Here is a 17201-nt window from a genome sequence, read left to right as displayed (position 1 = left end):
TCGTGATGAATCTTTGCTTATGTCACCTCCTTTGCTGTACATCCGCAGCTTTGTCTTACGATTAATGTTGTAGGCAGGGTGACATGGTGAGGAAGCGTTCGGCCATTGAGACGGTCAAGCAGCAGTTTTACGCCTGTCCGGCCCATTTCCTCTGTGTATACCTTCACCGTCGTTAAAGGCGTGCTGGCAAATTCAGCTTCCTCAATGCCGTTAAAGCTGACGATTGCGGTATCCCGCGGCACTTGCAGTCCGGCTTCCTGAAGCGCTTTTAATGCGCCGATCGCCATAGAATCGCTGGCAATAAAGAATGCTTCCGGCAGATGGCCTTGATCGATTGCTTTCTTCATCAGGCGATAGCCCTCACGCATGCTGTATTCTCCGATCAGCACATGCTCAGGCTGGGGGGCGGCTGACTCCAAAAAAGCGGTCAGGCGTTTATCTTCAATCGTTCTGCGAATGCTTTGGCCGTCCTTCAGCGTATGCTCTTTTTCTTGTCCGCCAATGTAGCCTAACCGTTTGTAGCCTAAGTCGAGAAGGTGATCAATCGCCTGGCGTGAAGCCGATTCAAAATCGATTCCAATCGAATCGTATGCTTGCGGATCTGGTGAATGATTGATAAATACGGCATGCTCCAGCCTCCCGCTGATATGCTTAACCGCTTCATCATGAACACGGCCGATGACAATGACACCATCCAATTCCCGAAAGATATGTTCCTGAAAGGAGCCGAGATGAATCGAATTTGTAATGAAAATTTCCTGTTCAAAGCATTCCTTTTCAATCCCTTTCCGAATGGAAGAAAAATAAGGGTCCTGCCTTTCCTGATCAGGGGACAGACAGCTCAACACACCGATCAGCGGCTGAGCCCGCTGTTTTTGCCCGCGGGATTTTCGGCGTTTGGCAACGGTTTGATAACCAAGCTCTTCAGCGATGTTGATGACTCTTTGTCTCGTTTCGCCCGCAACAGAAAGCGACTCATCTTCATTTAAAATTCTGGACACAGTTGCGCTGGAAACTTTAGCTTTCAAGGCGATATCTTTAATACGAACCATGGGTATCCCTCTCATCTATTTAGTAAAATATTAACTCATCTGTTTTTGATAAATTGATACTATCATATAAAAGTAAGCGGTTACAATAATTGTTTTCGGAATATTTCGTTATATTTACTAAATATTTAGTAAATGATGTGATTTATGTTGGAAAAATAAAGGGGAACCCAGATCTGTCTCGTAAATGTGAAGTAAGCGAAAAAGGAAGGGTGATGGGATGAGAGTCGAAAGAAGAAAGCAACTGTTTCGTTTGCTTGGTGATTTGCCTGATCGGAGGCCAATCAGTGTTGAGACATTACGTATTGAAGAAAGAGAAGAAAATATTGTTGAAACGCTCCTGCTCGATTTAAATGGACATGAAAAGGTGCCCGCTTATTTTGTGAAGCCGAAGAAAACAGAAGGACCGTGCCCAGCCGTATTGTTTCAGCATTCGCATGGGGGCCAGTATGATAGGGGAAAAAGTGAGCTGATTGAGGGAGCGGATTATTTGAAAACGCCTTCTTTTTCTGATGAGCTTACTTCACTCGGATACGGCGTTCTTGCGATTGATCATTGGGGATTTGGAGATCGGCGGGGAAAAGCGGAAAGCGAGATATTTAAAGAAATGCTTCTCACCGGAAAAGTGATGTGGGGGATGATGATTTATGACAGTTTAAGTGCGTTGGACTATATGCAGTCACGCTCTGATGTTCAGCCTGACAGGATCGGAACCATCGGCATGTCTATGGGAGGTTTGATGGCGTGGTGGACAGCGGCGCTCGATGACCGGATTAAGGTGTGTGTGGATTTGTGCAGCCAGGTGGATCATCACGTGCTGATCAAAACACAGAATCTTGATAGGCACGGCTTTTATTATTACGTCCCATCGCTTGCAAAGCATTTTTCCGCATCGGAGATCCAAGGCCTGATCGCGCCGCGCCCGCACCTTAGTCTTGTTGGTGTACACGATCGGTTAACGCCGGCCGAGGGCGTGGACAAAATCGAAAAAGAATTGACAGCTGTCTATGCTGGACAGGGAGCTTCTGATTGCTACCGAGTGGTCCGTTCTGCTTCGGGACATTTCGAAACAGCAGTTATGAGGCATGAAGCTGTCCGGTTTTTGCAAAAGTGGCTGTGACTGTAAAAAGAAATCGAAAAAGACCGTTTTGTGTGAAAACGGTCTTTTTGTTTCCTTTTAACCAACTGCCATAAATCGATCCTTTCTTCTATTGACAGAAACAGGAGAGAATAATATATTCTAATTGTTAACCTTTAAATATAATTGGTTAACAATTGAGGTGAGAAGCACTACACGTTCTTCAGTTTCAGTGAAAGGGCGAGAAATGATGCAAGAAGAAACTTTTTATAGTGTCAGAATGAGGGCTTCTATGAATGGATCTCATGAAGACGGCGGAAAGCATATATCCGGCGGAGAACGGCTTATTCCTTTCCATGAGATGAAGCATACAGTCAATGCTTTATTAGAAAAAGGGTTATCCCATTCAAGAGGAAAACCTGATTTTATGCAAATTCAATTTGAAGAGGTACATGAATCGATAAAAACCATTCAGCCATTGCTTGTGTATACGAATGAAGTGAGCTGCCCGGAAGAAGGACAAAAGCTTGCCCGATTGTTATTGGAAAAAGAAGGCGTTTCACGAGACGTGATTGAAAAAGCATATGAACAAATCCCTGAATGGTCAGATGTCAGGGGTGCGGTGTTGTTTGATATTCATACAGGCAAGCGAATGGATCAAACAAAAGAAAAAGGGGTGCGGGTCTCCAGAATGGATTGGCCGGACGCTAATTTTGAAAAATGGGCGCTTCACAGTCACGTGCCAGCTCATTCAAGAATAAAAGAGGCCCTTGCGCTCGCTTCAAAGGTAAGCTGGCACCCGGCAGCCGTTGCAGAATTATGCTGGTCGGACGATCCGGATTACATAACAGGCTATGTTGCGGGTAAGAAAATGGGCTATCAGCGTATTACAGCAATGAAAGAATACGGGACTGAAGAGGGCTGCCGAGTCTTTTTTATTGATGGATCCAATGATGTAAACACGTACATACATGATCTGGAGAAGCAGCCTATTTTAATCGAGTGGGAGGAAGACCATGACTCATGATTTGATAGAAAAAAGTAAAAAGCACCTCTGGCTGCCATTTACCCAAATGAAAGATTATGATGAAAACCCCTTAATCATCGAAAGCGGGACTGGAATCAAAGTCAAAGACATAAATGGCAAGGAATACTATGACGGTTTTTCATCAGTTTGGCTTAATGTCCACGGACACCGCAAAAAAGAACTAGATGACGCCATAAAAAAACAGCTCGGAAAAATTGCGCACTCCACGTTATTGGGCATGACCAATGTTCCAGCAACCCAGCTTGCCGAGACATTAATCGATATCAGCCCAAAAAAGCTCACGCGGGTCTTTTATTCAGACAGCGGCGCAGAAGCGATGGAAATAGCCCTAAAAATGGCGTTTCAGTATTGGAAGAACATCGGGAAGCCCGAGAAACAAAAATTCATCGCAATGAAAAACGGGTATCACGGTGATACGATTGGCGCCGTCAGTGTCGGTTCAATTGAGCTTTTTCACCACGTATACGGCCCGTTGATGTTCGAGAGTTACAAGGCCCCGATTCCTTATGTGTATCGCTCTGAAAGCGGTGATCCTGATGAGTGCCGTGATCAGTGCCTCCGAGAGCTTGAACAGCTGCTTAAGGAACATCACGAGGGAATTGCCGCGCTTTCCATTGAATCAATAGTACAAGGCGCGTCCGGTATGATCGTGATGCCGGAAGGATATTTGGCAGGGGTGCGCGAGCTATGTACAACATACGATGTCTTAATGATCGTTGATGAAGTCGCTACAGGCTTTGGCCGTACAGGAAAAATGTTTGCGTGCGAGCACGAGAATGTCCAGCCTGATCTGATGGCTGCCGGTAAAGGCATTACAGGAGGCTATTTGCCAATTGCCGTTACGTTTGCCACTGAAGACATCTATAAGGCATTTTATGATGATTATGAAAACCTAAAAACCTTTTTCCATGGCCATTCCTATACAGGCAATCAGCTTGGCTGTGCGGTTGCGCTTGAAAATCTGGCATTATTTGAATCTGAAAACATTGTGGAACAAGTAGCGGAAAAAAGTAAAAAGCTCCATTTTCTTCTTCAAGATCTGCACGCTCTTCCTCATGTTGGGGATATTCGGCAGCTTGGCTTTATGTGCGGTGCAGAGCTTGTCCGGTCAAAGGAAACCAAAGAACCTTACCCGGCTGATCGGCGGATTGGATACAAAGTTTCCTTAAAAATGAGAGAGTTAGGAATGCTGACAAGGCCGCTTGGGGACGTGATTGCATTTCTTCCTCCTCTTGCCAGCACAGCTGAAGAGCTCTCGGAAATGGTTGCCATTATGAAACAAGCGATCCACGAGGTTACGAGCCTTGAAGATTGATTCCTGGTTAAACGAGCGGTTAGACATAGTAAAGGAAGCCGGCGTACACCGTAACCTGCGGTCAATGAATGGGGCACCGGTTCCAGAGAGGAACATTGATGGCGAAAATCAAACGGTCTGGTCCTCAAACAATTATTTAGGGCTCGCAAGCGATAGACGTTTGATCGATGCAGCCCAAACAGCATTGCAGCAATTTGGGACAGGAAGCAGCGGTTCACGTTTAACGACAGGCAATTCGGTCTGGCATGAAAAGCTAGAAAAGAAGATTGCCAGCTTTAAACGGACAGAAGCGGCCCTGCTGTTTTCGAGCGGTTACTTGGCCAATGTCGGTGTCCTTTCATCCTTGCCAGAAAAGGAAGATGTCATTTTAAGTGACCAGCTCAATCATGCAAGTATTATTGACGGCTGCCGACTTTCTAAGGCTGATACAGTTGTTTATCGGCATATTGATATGAATGATCTTGAAAACAAGCTGAATGAAACACAGCGTTATCAGCGCCGTTTTATCGTAACAGACGGGGTATTCAGCATGGATGGCACAATCGCCCCTCTTGATCAGATCATCTCACTTGCGAAACGCTATCATGCCTTCGTGGTCGTTGATGATGCCCATGCAACAGGAGTTTTGGGTGATTCGGGACGAGGAACGAGTGAATACTTTGGTGTTTGTCCTGACATTGTGATCGGCACCTTAAGCAAAGCTGTTGGTACGGAAGGAGGTTTTGCGGCAGGATCAGCGGTCTTCATCGACTTTTTGCTGAACCATGCCAGAACATTTATCTTTCAAACCGCTATTCCGCCAGCCAGCTGTGCGGCTGCTCACGAGGCTTTCAACATCATTGAAGCCAGCAGGGAAAAACGACAGCTTTTATTTTCTTATATCAGCATGATCAGAACCAGTCTGAAGAATATGGGTTATGTCGTGAAAGGAGATCACACGCCGATTATTCCCGTGGTCATCGGCGATGCCCATAAAACGGTCCTATTTGCTGAAAAGCTGCAGGGCAAGGGAATTTATGCTCCTGCCATTCGGCCGCCGACCGTTGCGCCAGGTGAAAGCCGGATTCGAATCACAATCACGTCGGATCACAGTACGGGTGATATTGATCATTTGCTGCAAACATTTCATTCAATCGGAAAGGAGCTGCACATCATTTGAGGGGTTTTTTTGTGACAGGAACAGATACAGAAGTGGGGAAAACGGTTATATCCAGCGGAATCGCCGCTTTATTGCGAGAACATAACAAAGATGTCGGTGTGTATAAACCATTTTTAAGCGGGATATCGCGTCATCATCCAGATAGTGATACAAGTTTGCTGAAAGACATGTCACAGACCGGTCTTTCTCATGAAGACATTACGCCTTTTGCCTTCAAGGCGCCGCTTGCACCATACGTTGCAGGGAAACTTGAGGGAAAGACTGTCACCATGGAAGAGGTTTTAAGCCATTGGGGGCGGATTAGAGAAAAACATGAATGCTTCATCGTAGAAGGTGCAGGCGGTATTTCTGTGCCATTGGGAGAGGACTATTTGGTCAGTCATGTCATAAAAGCGTTGCAGCTTCCCATGATTATTGTGGCACGTCCTCACCTTGGAACCATTAATCATACCTTTTTAACTGTCAAATATGCAGAAAGCATGGGGCTTCCAATTGCCGGAATTATCATCAATGGAATCAGTGACTCTCCTGATGAAGATGAAAAAACCAATCCTGAGATGATTGAGCGCTTATGCGGTGTTCCGATTTTAGGGGTTACGCCAAAGCTTGCCAACGTTACGAAAGAAACGGTTCTACATATGGTAAAAGACCATATCAATCTATCATTACTGATGAATCAAGTGGGGGTATGAGAATGAATCAATGGATGGAACTTGCAGACCGGGTGCTGGCTGGAGCAGAAGTGACTGACGAAGAGGCGCTTTCAATATTACATTGTCCTGATGAAGATATTTTGCTATTAATGCATGGAGCTTTTCATATCAGAAAACACTTTTATGGAAAAAAAGTAAAGCTCAATATGATTATGAATGCGAAATCCGGGCTCTGCCCGGAAAACTGCGGCTATTGTTCACAGTCTGCGATTTCGAAAGCGCCGATTGAGTCTTATCGGATGGTGAATAAGGAAACGCTGCTTGAAGGCGCGAAGCGGGCGCACGATCTGAATATTGGCACATATTGTATCGTGGCAAGCGGCAGAGGGCCGTCTAACAGAGAAGTGGATCAGGTCGTAGATGCGGTTCAGGAAATTAAAGAGACGTATGGACTGAAGGTTTGTGCGTGTCTCGGACTGTTGAAGCCAGAGCAGGCGAAGCGTCTCAAAGATGCCGGAGTAGACCGCTATAATCATAATTTGAATACGTCACAGAGGAACCATTCAAACATCACGACCTCACATACATACGATGACAGAGTCAATACGGTTGAAATCGCAAAAGAATCGGGGTTGTCTCCGTGTTCAGGCGCCATTATCGGGATGAAGGAGACGAAACAGGATGTCATTGACATCGCCAAAAGCTTGAAGGCTCTTGACGCGGATTCCATTCCGGTGAATTTTTTGCATGCAATTGATGGCACGCCGTTAGAAGGCGTCAACGAATTAAACCCGCTGTATTGTTTAAAAGTGCTGGCGCTGTTCCGTTTTATCAATCCATCAAAAGAAATTCGCATTTCCGGAGGAAGAGAGGTCAATCTCCGCACATTGCAGCCATTAGGGCTTTACGCCGCAAACTCCATTTTTGTCGGAGACTACTTAACAACTGCCGGGCAAGAGGAGACGGAGGATCATAAAATGCTGAGTGATTTAGGCTTTGAAGTTGAATCAGTCGAAGAAATGAAGGCTAGTTTAAGTGCGAAAAGCTGAAAGAATCAATAAAAGCAATCGGTATGATGTCGATTGTTTTTATTTTTGAACAGAAAGGAGAAAATCACGTGACAATTGCATCGTCAACTGCATCTTCTGAGTTTTTGAAAAACCCATATTCTTTTTACGACACATTGCGAGCTGTTCATCCTATCTATAAAGGGAGTTTCTTAAAATACCCGGGCTGGTATGTCACAGGATATGAAGAAACGGCTGCTATTTTGAAAGATGCGAGATTCAAAGTCCGCACCCCGCTGCCTGAGAGCTCAACCAAATATCAGGACCTTTCACATGTGCAAAATCAAATGATGCTGTTTCAGAACCAGCCTGATCATAGACGATTGCGGACGCTTGCCAGCGGAGCGTTTACGCCGAGAGCGACAGAGAGTTATCAGCCGTATATCATTGAAACTGTCCATCATTTGCTTGATCAAGTGCAAGGTGAAAAAAAAATGGAGGTCATTTCGGACTTTGCTTTTCCTTTAGCAAGCTTTGTCATAGCTAACATTATAGGTGTACCGGAGGAAGATAGGGAGCAATTAAAGGAGTGGGCTGCGAGTCTCATTCAAACGATTGATTTTACCCGGTCAAGAAAGGCATTAACAGAGGGCAATCATATGGCTGTGCAGGCTATGGCATATTTCAAAGAGCTGATTCAAAAGCGAAAACGCCACCCTCAACAGGATATGATCAGCATGCTCTTGAAGGGGAAAGAAAAGGATAAGCTGACGGAAGAGGAGGCGGCATCTACGTGCATATTGCTGGCGATCGCCGGACATGAGACAACGGTTAATCTCATCAGCAATTCAGTCCTTTGTCTGCTGCAGCATCCAGAACAGCTTTTGAAACTGAGAGAAAATCCAGATCTTATTGGTACCGCAGTTGAGGAATGTTTACGCTATGAAAGCCCCACGCAAATGACAGCCAGAGTTGCGTCAGAGGATATTGACATCAGCGGGGTGACGATCCGTCAAGGAGAGCAAGTCTATCTTTTGTTAGGAGCGGCTAATCGAGACCCAAGCATTTTCACGAACCCGGATGTCTTCGATATTACGAGAAGTCCTAATCAGCATCTTTCATTCGGTCATGGCCATCATGTTTGTTTAGGGTCCTCGCTGGCACGATTAGAAGCGCAAATTGCGATTAACACTCTTCTGCAGCGGATGCCCAGCCTTAAGCTCGCGGATTTTGAATGGCGGTATCGGCCGCTTTTTGGATTTCGGGCGCTTGAGGAGCTGCCGGTGACTTTTGAATAATCCTAAGAATATGAGTGCCAAAAAAGTGTCAGCCCCGCCGAAAATGGGCAATCTATAAAAAAGGGGAGTGAACATCGTGAAAAAAGTGCTGATCGTCGGCGGAAATGGTGTGATTGGGAGACTGCTTGCTGAAGGGCTTATTTCAGACTATGAAGTGACAGTGCTTGATAAAGATCATTTCGATGGCAAAGCCTCTTCCATTCAGGCTGACGCGGCAAATTATGAGGAGCTGTTGAAGAAGATTCCAAAAGATACCGATGCCATCTTGAATTTACTCGCTGTTAAAATCAAATACGATATTATGGACATCGCTGAGTTTGAAAAAATGACGGATGTTTTCTATAGGGCAAGCTATTATCTGTGCCGTGCGGCAGCGGAGCTCGGCATTCAAAAGCTCGTGTTCGCCAGCAGCAATCATGTCACAGATGTATACGAAAAAGACGGGCGCTCGCTCTTAGGACGGGAAATCACAACAAGCGATTATCCGCTGTCAAAAAACTTGTACGGTGTATTAAAGCTGACCTCTGAACAGATTGGCCATTTGTTTTATTTGGAAAATAAGCTATCAGTAATCAACCTTCGAATCGGAACAGTCGTGACAGATGAAATGGATACGCTGCATGAAAAAGAACGGACGAAAAAGACACTGCTTTCTCACCCCGATCTGCTGTCGATTTTTAAAGCCGCTATTGAGACCAATATCCGGTACGGCACTTATTACGCCGTCTCTGATAATCCGGGCCGGCCATGGTCCATTGAATCTGCCGTGAATGAACTTGGGTTTTCGCCACAAATCAATACGGCCGAACTTCTGAACGAGGAGGAGAACGGAGCATAATCATTTTCTAAGATTATGCTCTTTTTCTTTTGTTATCGGTCTCAATTCGCGGAAGCCCCCGCCCGGCCAGGGACTCTGTTCAAATGATTATAGACATGGCAATCACAGATTTGCTACATTTTAGACACGATATCGTCACATGCTGAGCTCGGTTTTCAAAATATGATAACGCTTACAAAGAGAGGTGGGAGCTATCGCACATTCACTGAAAAACCGTCTGTTTGATATGTTGATTTATGGTTTCTTGCTGATGTTCGCTTTAATATGCGTACTTCCGTTCATTCATGTCATCGCAGCATCCTTTGCCACAGTAGAAGAAGTCGTGTCGAAAAAATTTATTTTAATACCGACCACTTTTTCGCTAGATGCTTATCGCTACATTTTTTCAACAGATATTATTTATAAGAGTTTGCTTGTTTCTGTGTTTGTGACAGTGATAGGCACTGCGGTCAGCATGTTTCTTTCTTCACTGATGGCTTACGGGTTATCCCGCCGTGATTTAATCGGCCGGCAGCCGCTCATGTTTCTCGTCGTATTTACGATGCTGTTTAGCGGCGGCATGATTCCGACTTTCCTTGTGGTCAAATCGCTTGGATTGCTCGATTCTTACTGGGCGCTTATTTTGCCGACAGCCATTAATGCCTTTAACCTGATCATTCTGAAAAACTTCTTTCAAAATATCCCGTCAAGCCTGGAAGAGTCCGCGAAAATTGACGGGTGCAATGATCTGGGCATATTCTTTAAAATTGTGCTGCCGCTGTCTCTTCCTGCGATCGCAACGATTTCACTATTTTATGCGGTCACGTATTGGAACACGTATATGACAGCGATCTTGTACTTAAATGATTCAGCAAAATGGCCGATTCAGGTGCTTCTGCGCCAAATCGTCATTGTATCAAGCGGTATGCAGGGGGATATGTCTGAAATGGGGTCGGGCAGCCCGCCGCCTGAGCAAACCATTAAAATGGCGGTCATAGTGGTGGCGACCATCCCGGTTCTGCTTGTCTATCCGTTTATACAAAAGCATTTTGCAAAAGGAGCTTTGCTGGGATCTGTCAAAGGATAAAGAAATATGAAACGGAGGGGTACGATGGGAAACAAATGGAGGGTGCTTTTGATTGTGCTTGTACTGGCACTCGGCGGAGTGCTGGCGGGCTGTAAAGGGGCTGATCAGTCTTCGGCTGAAGGCAAAGCTGACTCGGATTCAAAGGTAAAGCTGTCTTGGATGGCGATTTTGTATCACCAGCAGCCGCCGAAAGACAGGGCGATTAAAGAAATTGAAAAGCTGACAAATACAGAACTCGACATCACCTGGGTTCCAGACGCGGTGAAAGAAGACAGGCTGAATGCGGCGCTTGCAGCGGGCAATCTTCCGCAAATCGTGACGATCCAGGATATTAAAAATTCGTCAGTCATGAATGCCTTCCGGTCAGGAATGTTCTGGGAAATCGGTGATTATATCAAGGATTATCCCAACTTAAACAAAATGAACAAACTCATTAATAAAAATGTGACAATTGACGGCAAGCTCTACGGGATATACAGAGAGCGCCCGCTTTCCAGACAGGGGATCGTCATTCGGAAGGACTGGCTGGACAATTTAAATTTGAAAACCCCGAAAACGTTGGATGAGCTTTATGAAGTGGCCAAAGCATTTACGGAGGACGACCCGGACAAGGATGGGGAAGATAATACGATCGGGCTGGCAGACCGTAATGACTTGATTTACGGCGCGTTTAAAACGATTGGCTCGTATGAAGGCATGCCTACAGATTGGAAGGAATCAGGCGGCAAATTCACGCCTGATTTCATGACACAGGAATACAAAGACACGATGAACTATATGAAAAAGCTGCGTGATAACGGGTATATGAATAAGGATTTTCCCGTCACAAGCAAAACCCAGCAGCAGGAGCTGTTTTCGCAAGGAAAAGCCGGAATTTATATTGGCAATATGGTAGATGCGGTCAATCTGCGCGACCATGCCTCTGATAAATCGATGAAGCTCGAGATCGTCAACCGTATAAAAGGCCCAGATGGGAAAGAGCGGGTATGGGCATCAGGAGGCCATAACGGCGTGTTTGCTTTCCCGAAAACGAGTGTGAAAACGGAAGCTGAGCTTAAACGGATCTTGGCTTTTTTTGACCGAATTGCCGAAGAAGATGTCTATAGCCTGATGACTTATGGCATTGACGGCGTTCATTACAACAAAGGTGAGGACAAAACGTTCACACGCAAAGAAAGCCAGGTAAAAGACTGGCAGACTGATATTCAGCCGCTGTCCGCCTTAATTGCCATTGATAAAGCCTACTTAAAAAACACTGGAGATCCGCTTCGGACGGCGTACGAGGAGCTGACCGAGGACAATGAAAAGATTATCGTCTCAAACCCGGCTGAAAGCCTGTATTCCGCATCGGAGTCGGAACGGGGGGATGAACTGAAGAAAATCATTGATGATGCGACTTATAAATATATGATTGGAGACATCACAGAAAGCCAGTTCGATAAAGAAGTGGAAAAATGGGAGTCAAGCGGAGGAAAACAAATTATTCAGGAATACGAAGAAGCATTTAAACAAACAAAATAATGTTGGAAAAACCCAAAACGCGCAAGCGGTTTTGGGTTTTTTACATGCTTCTTTTTTGCTGGCGGTAGTTTCCCGGTGTAATCCCCTCCAGCTTTTTAAAAGACCTGATAAAATTTTGCGAGTTTTTATATTTCAGCTTTTCGGCAATGTCCTTGACCGCCATGTCTGTTTCGGCAAGCCAGCTTTTCGCCATATGGTGTCGGTAGCTTGAGACATACTCGCTGAATGAAATACCCATTTCTTTTTTGAAAATGCTGCTTAAATAATTTGGGTTGTAATGCAGCCTGCGCGCGATTTCGTCCAGTGTCAATTCGGATTCAAACTCATGATGGATGATATGAATGATGTTGTCGGAAATATTTTTGTACTGGGCATCCGCGCGGGCGTTCACTTTGTCTGTCATCGGATCAATAAACTCATTCTTTAGCCAGTTTTCGGTATCCTCGAACGTTTTCAGCTCAAAAATTTGGTCATACAGCATTTTGTTTTCTTCAAGCTCAAACAATTCGATCCCAAGCACATGCATCAGCTCAATCACATGGTTCAAAAAACGGGCGATGGCGATTTGAAATTGATACGGGTTGGTGTTCTGGGTGAAGATGGCTTGCAAAATCGCGTGCAGGCATTTATCCGCTTTCTCCTTGTCTCCTGCTTTAACGGCATCGAACAGCTCATGCTGAAGCTGCTTTGGAAAATGGGTTTTGAAGGTTTTTTTCTGGTCAAGGTCTTCGTAAAAGATGATCAACTTGTTTTCCGCTTTAAGCCGGTATTTCAACGCTTCTGAGCCTTCCGCATAGGCTGTTTTCGCTTTTGTCAGCACATCAAACGGCTGGCTGATGCCGATGCTGACAGACAGCTGCAGCTCAGCTTCCGCTTTTTCCTGAATCATCCTTGCAGTCTCATTCAGCTCAGCTATGAATTCTTCTTTTGTCCCGCTTTGGTTGATCAAAATCGTCGCCTGCTGTTTGTCAACTACGGCGGGGGCAAGATGTTTGTCCGTCGGGATGCTGCGCTCAATCATGCTGTTGACTGCAAACAAAAGCAGATCCATATCTTTTTTCTCATAAGGCGTATGATTCAGTGTGTCAATTTGGAGCACAAGCAGGGCAAGGTGCCGCCAATTTTGCTTTAAGCCGAGGCTTTCAAAACGGTTATCAACCTCCTCATCCGTCAGTTTTCCAAGCATAAGCCTGACCATAAAATATTGCTGCAAGTGAGTGGCCTGCTGCTTCATCGTTTCCTCAAGGTCGTCATTTCTGTCCTTCAGCTGCTTAAAGCTCTGTTCAATTAACTCAAATTCATTTTGAGGAGGCTGCTGTTTCTCTTGTATGGCTCCATGTCTTGCGAATGATTCGTAAAGCATCCTGATCGGCTTGTAAAAATGGCGGGAGCCCAGCCAAGAGAACAATAATGAAAGCGTTAACAAAATAAGGCATACTGCAAAAGTGATCCAGCCAATTGACTTGGCTTCTTTTTTTAGCTCGGGCAGGGAAACGAGAGAAAAATAAGTCCATGTATTATAGTCAGATTTTTGATAGGTGACTTTATAATGAATCCGGTCAATCACTGTTTCAAACTGTCCGCTATTGGCGGTTTGCGCCAGCACTTTTTGGACAAAGCCGTCGTTATGAAGAGATTCACCGACATCAGACATGTTGTTATGAAGGATAATGCGGCCTTTTTCATCGATGATAAACAGGTTGTTGGCGTTTGAATAGCCAGGCATATTTTTGACAAGCGAACAGCTCGGAATGCTTGCGGCGGCCAATCCTTTTGTATTTGTGCTGTTCAAAGGAAGCTGCTTAATTAAATTGATATTGTAGCGGCAGTTTTCTGCTGTGCTTTCTTTGGTTGAAATCAAATGATTGTTTTCCTCAAGCGTCCAATAGGAGCGGCTCGCTTTGTGTTTCGTGTACGCTGAGGCTGCTTCATGAAGAGTGTCTGTATTCAAACGGTACAAACCGGAATTGTTCATGTACCATTTTTTCGTATAACTGACTAACGTCATGTTGGACAGATCGGTATCAAAGCTTTGCAGATAATTGAGCTCTTGGTTCACTTGGTTATAGATTTGAAATTGGTCTGAGTGCAAAGGCTCGGACAATGTGCGAAGGAGAGGCGGCGAACTCACATAGTGGGTTAAAGAGTGATCGACGGTTTTCAATATATGCTCGATGCTTTGCTGGGTCTGCTGGAGTGTGTCGAATTTTTCCTCCGAAACGTTGGAAATAGCCGTTTTCTGAGAGTGCTCGTACGAAAACAATCCGACCAAAATAACCGGAATGGTGCTGAGCAGGCAGAAAAACGTGATCAGTTTGTAGTAAAACTTGTATTGGCTTCTTTTCATAAAACCCCCCATTTCATAACATCCACTTCACCTTAATACAATTAATCCAAAGATTGATAGATATTGTCAATAATCATTTTCTAATATCGGTGTCTTTTTTTCAGGTGGACCTGCTGAACCCTTGATTATAAAGGGATAAAACAGGATGTGATCATATGATTGTAGACGGACTTTTGCCTGCTGCGCTACAGTGAATGCAAGAACCCGTGAAAGGAGGCTAGGAAAAAATGAAAACAGCAGAAGCGCAAGCGCCGGCTGTTGATACAGTCATTTTTAAAAAAGAAAAAAGAAAGCGCTTACTAAGTAAGCTGATTCAGCAAAAATATTTGTACTTGATGATTTTGCCTGGGTGTATTTATTTTTTGCTTTTTAAGTATGTCCCGATGTGGGGAATTGTGATTGCGTTTCAGGATTATCAGCCGTTCCTCGGCATTTTGGGCAGTGAGTGGGTGGGGCTGAAGCATTTTATCAGGCTGTTTACTGAGCCTACATTTTTTCTCTTGTTAAAAAACACGCTCGTGTTATTTGCTTTGAACCTGGCCATATTTTTCCCGGTGCCGATACTGCTGGCGCTTCTATTGAACGAAGTGCGGATTGCTCTCTTTAAAAAATTTGTTCAGACGCTGATTTATATCCCGCATTTTATGTCTTGGGTCATTGTTGTATCGCTTTCGTTTGTGCTGTTAACGGTAGACGGAGGCTTGGTTAATGAACTGATTGTGTTTTTTGGCGGTGAAAAAATCAATTTTCTGCTGAACGAAGAATGGTTCCGGCCCCTGTATATTCTGCAGGTTATCTGGAGGGAAGCAGGCTGGTCGACGATCATTTATCTGGCGGCCATTACAGCGGTTGACCCCCAGCTGTATGAAGCGGCGAAAATGGACGGAGCGGGACGGCTGCGGCAAATGTGGCATATTACGCTGCCCGCCATTAAAAGCGTTATCGTCGTTTTGCTGATTTTGAAAATCGGAGACACGCTGGAGCTTGGCTTCGAGCATGTGTATTTGCTGTTAAATGCGACTAACAGGGAAGTGGCGGAAATTTTTGATACGTACGTTTATACTGCAGGGCTGAAACAGGGCCAATTCAGCTACAGTACAGCAGTCGGCGTATTTAAAGCGGCGGTCGGGCTGATTTTGGTCATGCTAGCGAATCGTTTGGCGAAGAAATTTGGCGAGGAAGGAATTTATTAAGAAAGGGATGGGATCAATGGATCAATCAATCGCTGTAAAATCGCCTCTTACGTACGCGGAGGCATTGGCAAAAACCATTATGAATACGTACACAGTCGAGGAGCTGCCTCCTGCAAACCGCTGGCACTACCATCAGGGTGTTTTCTTATGCGGTGTATTGCGGCTGTGGAAAGCAACCGGGGAAAAGCGGTATTTTGAGTATGCGAAGGCCTATGCAGATCTCTTAATCGATGATTATGGCAATCTATTATTTAGAAGAGATGAACTGGACGCCATTCAAGCGGGTCTCATTCTTTTTCCATTATACGAGCAGACGAAGGATGAACGGTATGTCAAAGCGGCAAAAAGGCTGCGCGGCTTATATGGAACACTGAACCGGACGTCTGAGGGCGGTTTTTGGCACAAAGACGGTTATCCTTACCAAATGTGGCTTGACGGCTTATACATGGGGGGGCCGTTCGCACTGAAATATGCCAATCTGAAGCAGGAGCCGGAGCTGTTTGATCAGGTTGTGCTGCAGGAGTCATTAATGAGAAAGCATACGAAGGATGCAAAAACCGGACTCTTTTATCACGCCTGGGATGAAGCGAAAAAAATGCCTTGGGCCAATGAAGAGACAGGCTGTTCACCGGAATTTTGGGCACGTTCCATCGGCTGGTACGTCATGTCTCTTGCTGACATGATTGAAGAGCTGCCGAAGAAGCATCCAAACCGTCATGTGTGGAAAAACACGCTGCAGGACATGATGGAAAGCATCTGCCGCTATCAAGACAAGGAGACCGGGTTATGGTATCAGATCGTTGATAAGGGAGACAGGTCTGATAACTGGCTGGAAAGCTCAGGATCCTGCCTGTACATGTACGCATTTGCGAAGGGAATCAATAAAGGCTATTTAGACAGAGCTTACGAAACAACACTGCTAAAAGCGTATCAAGGCTTGATTCAGCATAAAACCGAAACATCAGAAGACGGCGCGTTTCTCGTCAAAGACATATGTGTCGGAACGTCAGCCGGTTTCTATGACTATTATGTCAGCCGCGAAAGAAGCACAAACGACCTGCACGGAGCCGGCGCGTTTATTTTAGCTATGACAGAGCTGGAGCCTCTTTTTAGGTCAGCGGGGAAATGACAAAAAAGATACGTACGGCTTTGTGTGTGATCGTCTCAGTGCTCTTTTTGGCATCATGCTCAAGCAGGCCGGACGGAATGCATGTCATTCTCTTTTCTGATATGCAGGCTGGCGTACAGGAAAAAATAAAAAAGGCCGCCGAGCAGAATGCCGGGAAGGTCGATATCTTTCCAGCTTTTCAGGAAAAACTGCTGACTGAAATTACCGCCCATGAGGGAGATGTTTTCATCGTGCCTGAAGACATGTTTCAAGCTTACGATGATCCGGAAAATTTTCAGCCGTTAATCGGATTGCCTCCTAAAAAAACATCTCCTTATACAACTGTTAATAAAAAAACAGGAGAAAAAACGATCTATGCCGTTCAGATCGAAAAAGGGAAAAAACAGCTGAACGGCTATTCTTTTCGATTGAATCGCGATATGGCGGCGTTTATCCCTGTGTATGCTGAAAAAACAGAGGAAGCGCTGCAGCTGATTTCTCAACTAACTGAAGCCCGATAG

The 17201-nt window shown here is 45.1% G+C and carries 15 protein-coding genes; 13 read left to right on the top strand and 2 right to left on the bottom strand.

Features of this window, described 5'->3' with window-relative positions:
* Positions 1 to 17: 17 nt before the first annotated feature.
* Positions 18 to 1052 carry a LacI family DNA-binding transcriptional regulator gene (locus FB592_RS15875; protein ID WP_041851113.1) on the bottom strand — a complete coding sequence of 345 codons (1035 nt, stop codon included), beginning with the start codon at positions 1050 to 1052 and terminating at the stop codon, positions 18 to 20.
* Positions 1053 to 1269: 217 nt separating this feature from the next.
* On the opposite strand from FB592_RS15875, the gene FB592_RS15870 reads away from it, so the two are divergent.
* From FB592_RS15870 to FB592_RS15825, 10 genes are all read left to right on the top strand, one after another.
* Complete coding sequence (locus tag FB592_RS15870) at positions 1270 to 2169, top strand: dienelactone hydrolase family protein (protein ID WP_041851112.1); 900 nt, start codon at positions 1270 to 1272, stop codon at positions 2167 to 2169.
* Between the two features lie 208 nt (positions 2170 to 2377).
* Entirely contained in the window at positions 2378 to 3154 is a 777-nt protein-coding gene (gene bioW / locus FB592_RS15865; protein WP_041851143.1) for a 6-carboxyhexanoate--CoA ligase, read from the top strand.
* Positions 3144 to 4490: an adenosylmethionine--8-amino-7-oxononanoate transaminase gene (gene bioA / locus FB592_RS15860; RefSeq protein WP_021480339.1), complete on the top strand. Its 1347-nt coding sequence runs from the start codon at positions 3144 to 3146 to the stop codon at positions 4488 to 4490. Before bioW ends, bioA begins: the two co-directional genes overlap by 11 nt.
* Positions 4480 to 5649 (top strand): 8-amino-7-oxononanoate synthase, encoded by a 1170-nt coding sequence (gene bioF, locus FB592_RS15855; RefSeq protein WP_141949764.1) that lies wholly within the window; start codon positions 4480 to 4482, stop codon positions 5647 to 5649. The genes bioA and bioF overlap by 11 nt, the downstream gene beginning before the upstream one ends.
* Positions 5646 to 6341: a dethiobiotin synthase gene (bioD, locus tag FB592_RS15850; protein WP_141949762.1), complete on the top strand. Its 696-nt coding sequence runs from the start codon at positions 5646 to 5648 to the stop codon at positions 6339 to 6341. The genes bioF and bioD overlap by 4 nt, the downstream gene beginning before the upstream one ends.
* Before the next feature lie 2 nt (positions 6342 to 6343).
* Complete coding sequence (gene bioB, locus FB592_RS15845; RefSeq protein WP_077671495.1) at positions 6344 to 7351, top strand: biotin synthase BioB; 1008 nt, start codon at positions 6344 to 6346, stop codon at positions 7349 to 7351.
* Positions 7352 to 7419: 68 nt separating this feature from the next.
* The gene (gene bioI / locus FB592_RS15840; RefSeq protein ID WP_038828879.1) at positions 7420 to 8607 is read left to right on the top strand and encodes a biotin biosynthesis cytochrome P450; all 1188 of its coding nucleotides are present in this window, start codon (positions 7420 to 7422) and stop codon (positions 8605 to 8607) included.
* Positions 8608 to 8683: 76 nt separating this feature from the next.
* Positions 8684 to 9445, top strand: coding sequence for an NAD-dependent epimerase/dehydratase family protein (locus FB592_RS15835; RefSeq protein WP_141949759.1), 762 nt, complete (start codon positions 8684 to 8686; stop codon positions 9443 to 9445).
* 205 nt (positions 9446 to 9650) lie between these two features.
* Positions 9651 to 10511, top strand: coding sequence for a carbohydrate ABC transporter permease (locus tag FB592_RS15830; protein ID WP_010886597.1), 861 nt, complete (start codon positions 9651 to 9653; stop codon positions 10509 to 10511).
* Positions 10512 to 10535: 24 nt separating this feature from the next.
* The gene (locus tag FB592_RS15825) at positions 10536 to 12032 is read left to right on the top strand and encodes an extracellular solute-binding protein (RefSeq protein ID WP_049141007.1); all 1497 of its coding nucleotides are present in this window, start codon (positions 10536 to 10538) and stop codon (positions 12030 to 12032) included.
* Between the two features lie 40 nt (positions 12033 to 12072).
* On the opposite strand, the gene FB592_RS15820 is transcribed toward FB592_RS15825, so the two are convergent.
* Positions 12073 to 14391 carry a helix-turn-helix domain-containing protein gene (locus tag FB592_RS15820; protein ID WP_070547645.1) on the bottom strand — a complete coding sequence of 773 codons (2319 nt, stop codon included), beginning with the start codon at positions 14389 to 14391 and terminating at the stop codon, positions 12073 to 12075.
* 215 nt (positions 14392 to 14606) lie between these two features.
* Here FB592_RS15820 and rmgP point away from each other — a divergent pair, with 215 nt between their 5' ends.
* Genes rmgP through rmgS form a run of 3 tightly spaced genes read left to right on the top strand, consistent with a single transcriptional unit; the run spans position 14607 to position 17201 of the window.
* A complete protein-coding gene (gene rmgP / locus FB592_RS15815; protein ID WP_141949757.1) occupies positions 14607 to 15572 on the top strand; it encodes a polygalacturonan/rhamnogalacturonan ABC transporter permease in 966 nt (321 codons plus the stop codon).
* Between the two features lie 7 nt (positions 15573 to 15579).
* Complete coding sequence (rmgQ, locus tag FB592_RS15810) at positions 15580 to 16701, top strand: unsaturated rhamnogalacturonyl hydrolase (RefSeq protein ID WP_141949798.1); 1122 nt, start codon at positions 15580 to 15582, stop codon at positions 16699 to 16701.
* Positions 16698 to 17201 carry a rhamnogalaturonan transport/degradation protein RmgS gene (rmgS, locus tag FB592_RS15805; protein ID WP_080474428.1) on the top strand — a complete coding sequence of 168 codons (504 nt, stop codon included), beginning with the start codon at positions 16698 to 16700 and terminating at the stop codon, positions 17199 to 17201. The genes rmgQ and rmgS overlap by 4 nt, the downstream gene beginning before the upstream one ends.

The organism is Bacillus sp. SJZ110, from assembly GCF_006715455.1.
Classification (GTDB): domain Bacteria; phylum Bacillota; class Bacilli; order Bacillales; family Bacillaceae; genus Bacillus; species Bacillus subtilis.
This window is presented reverse-complemented; position numbering and strand designations above follow the sequence as displayed.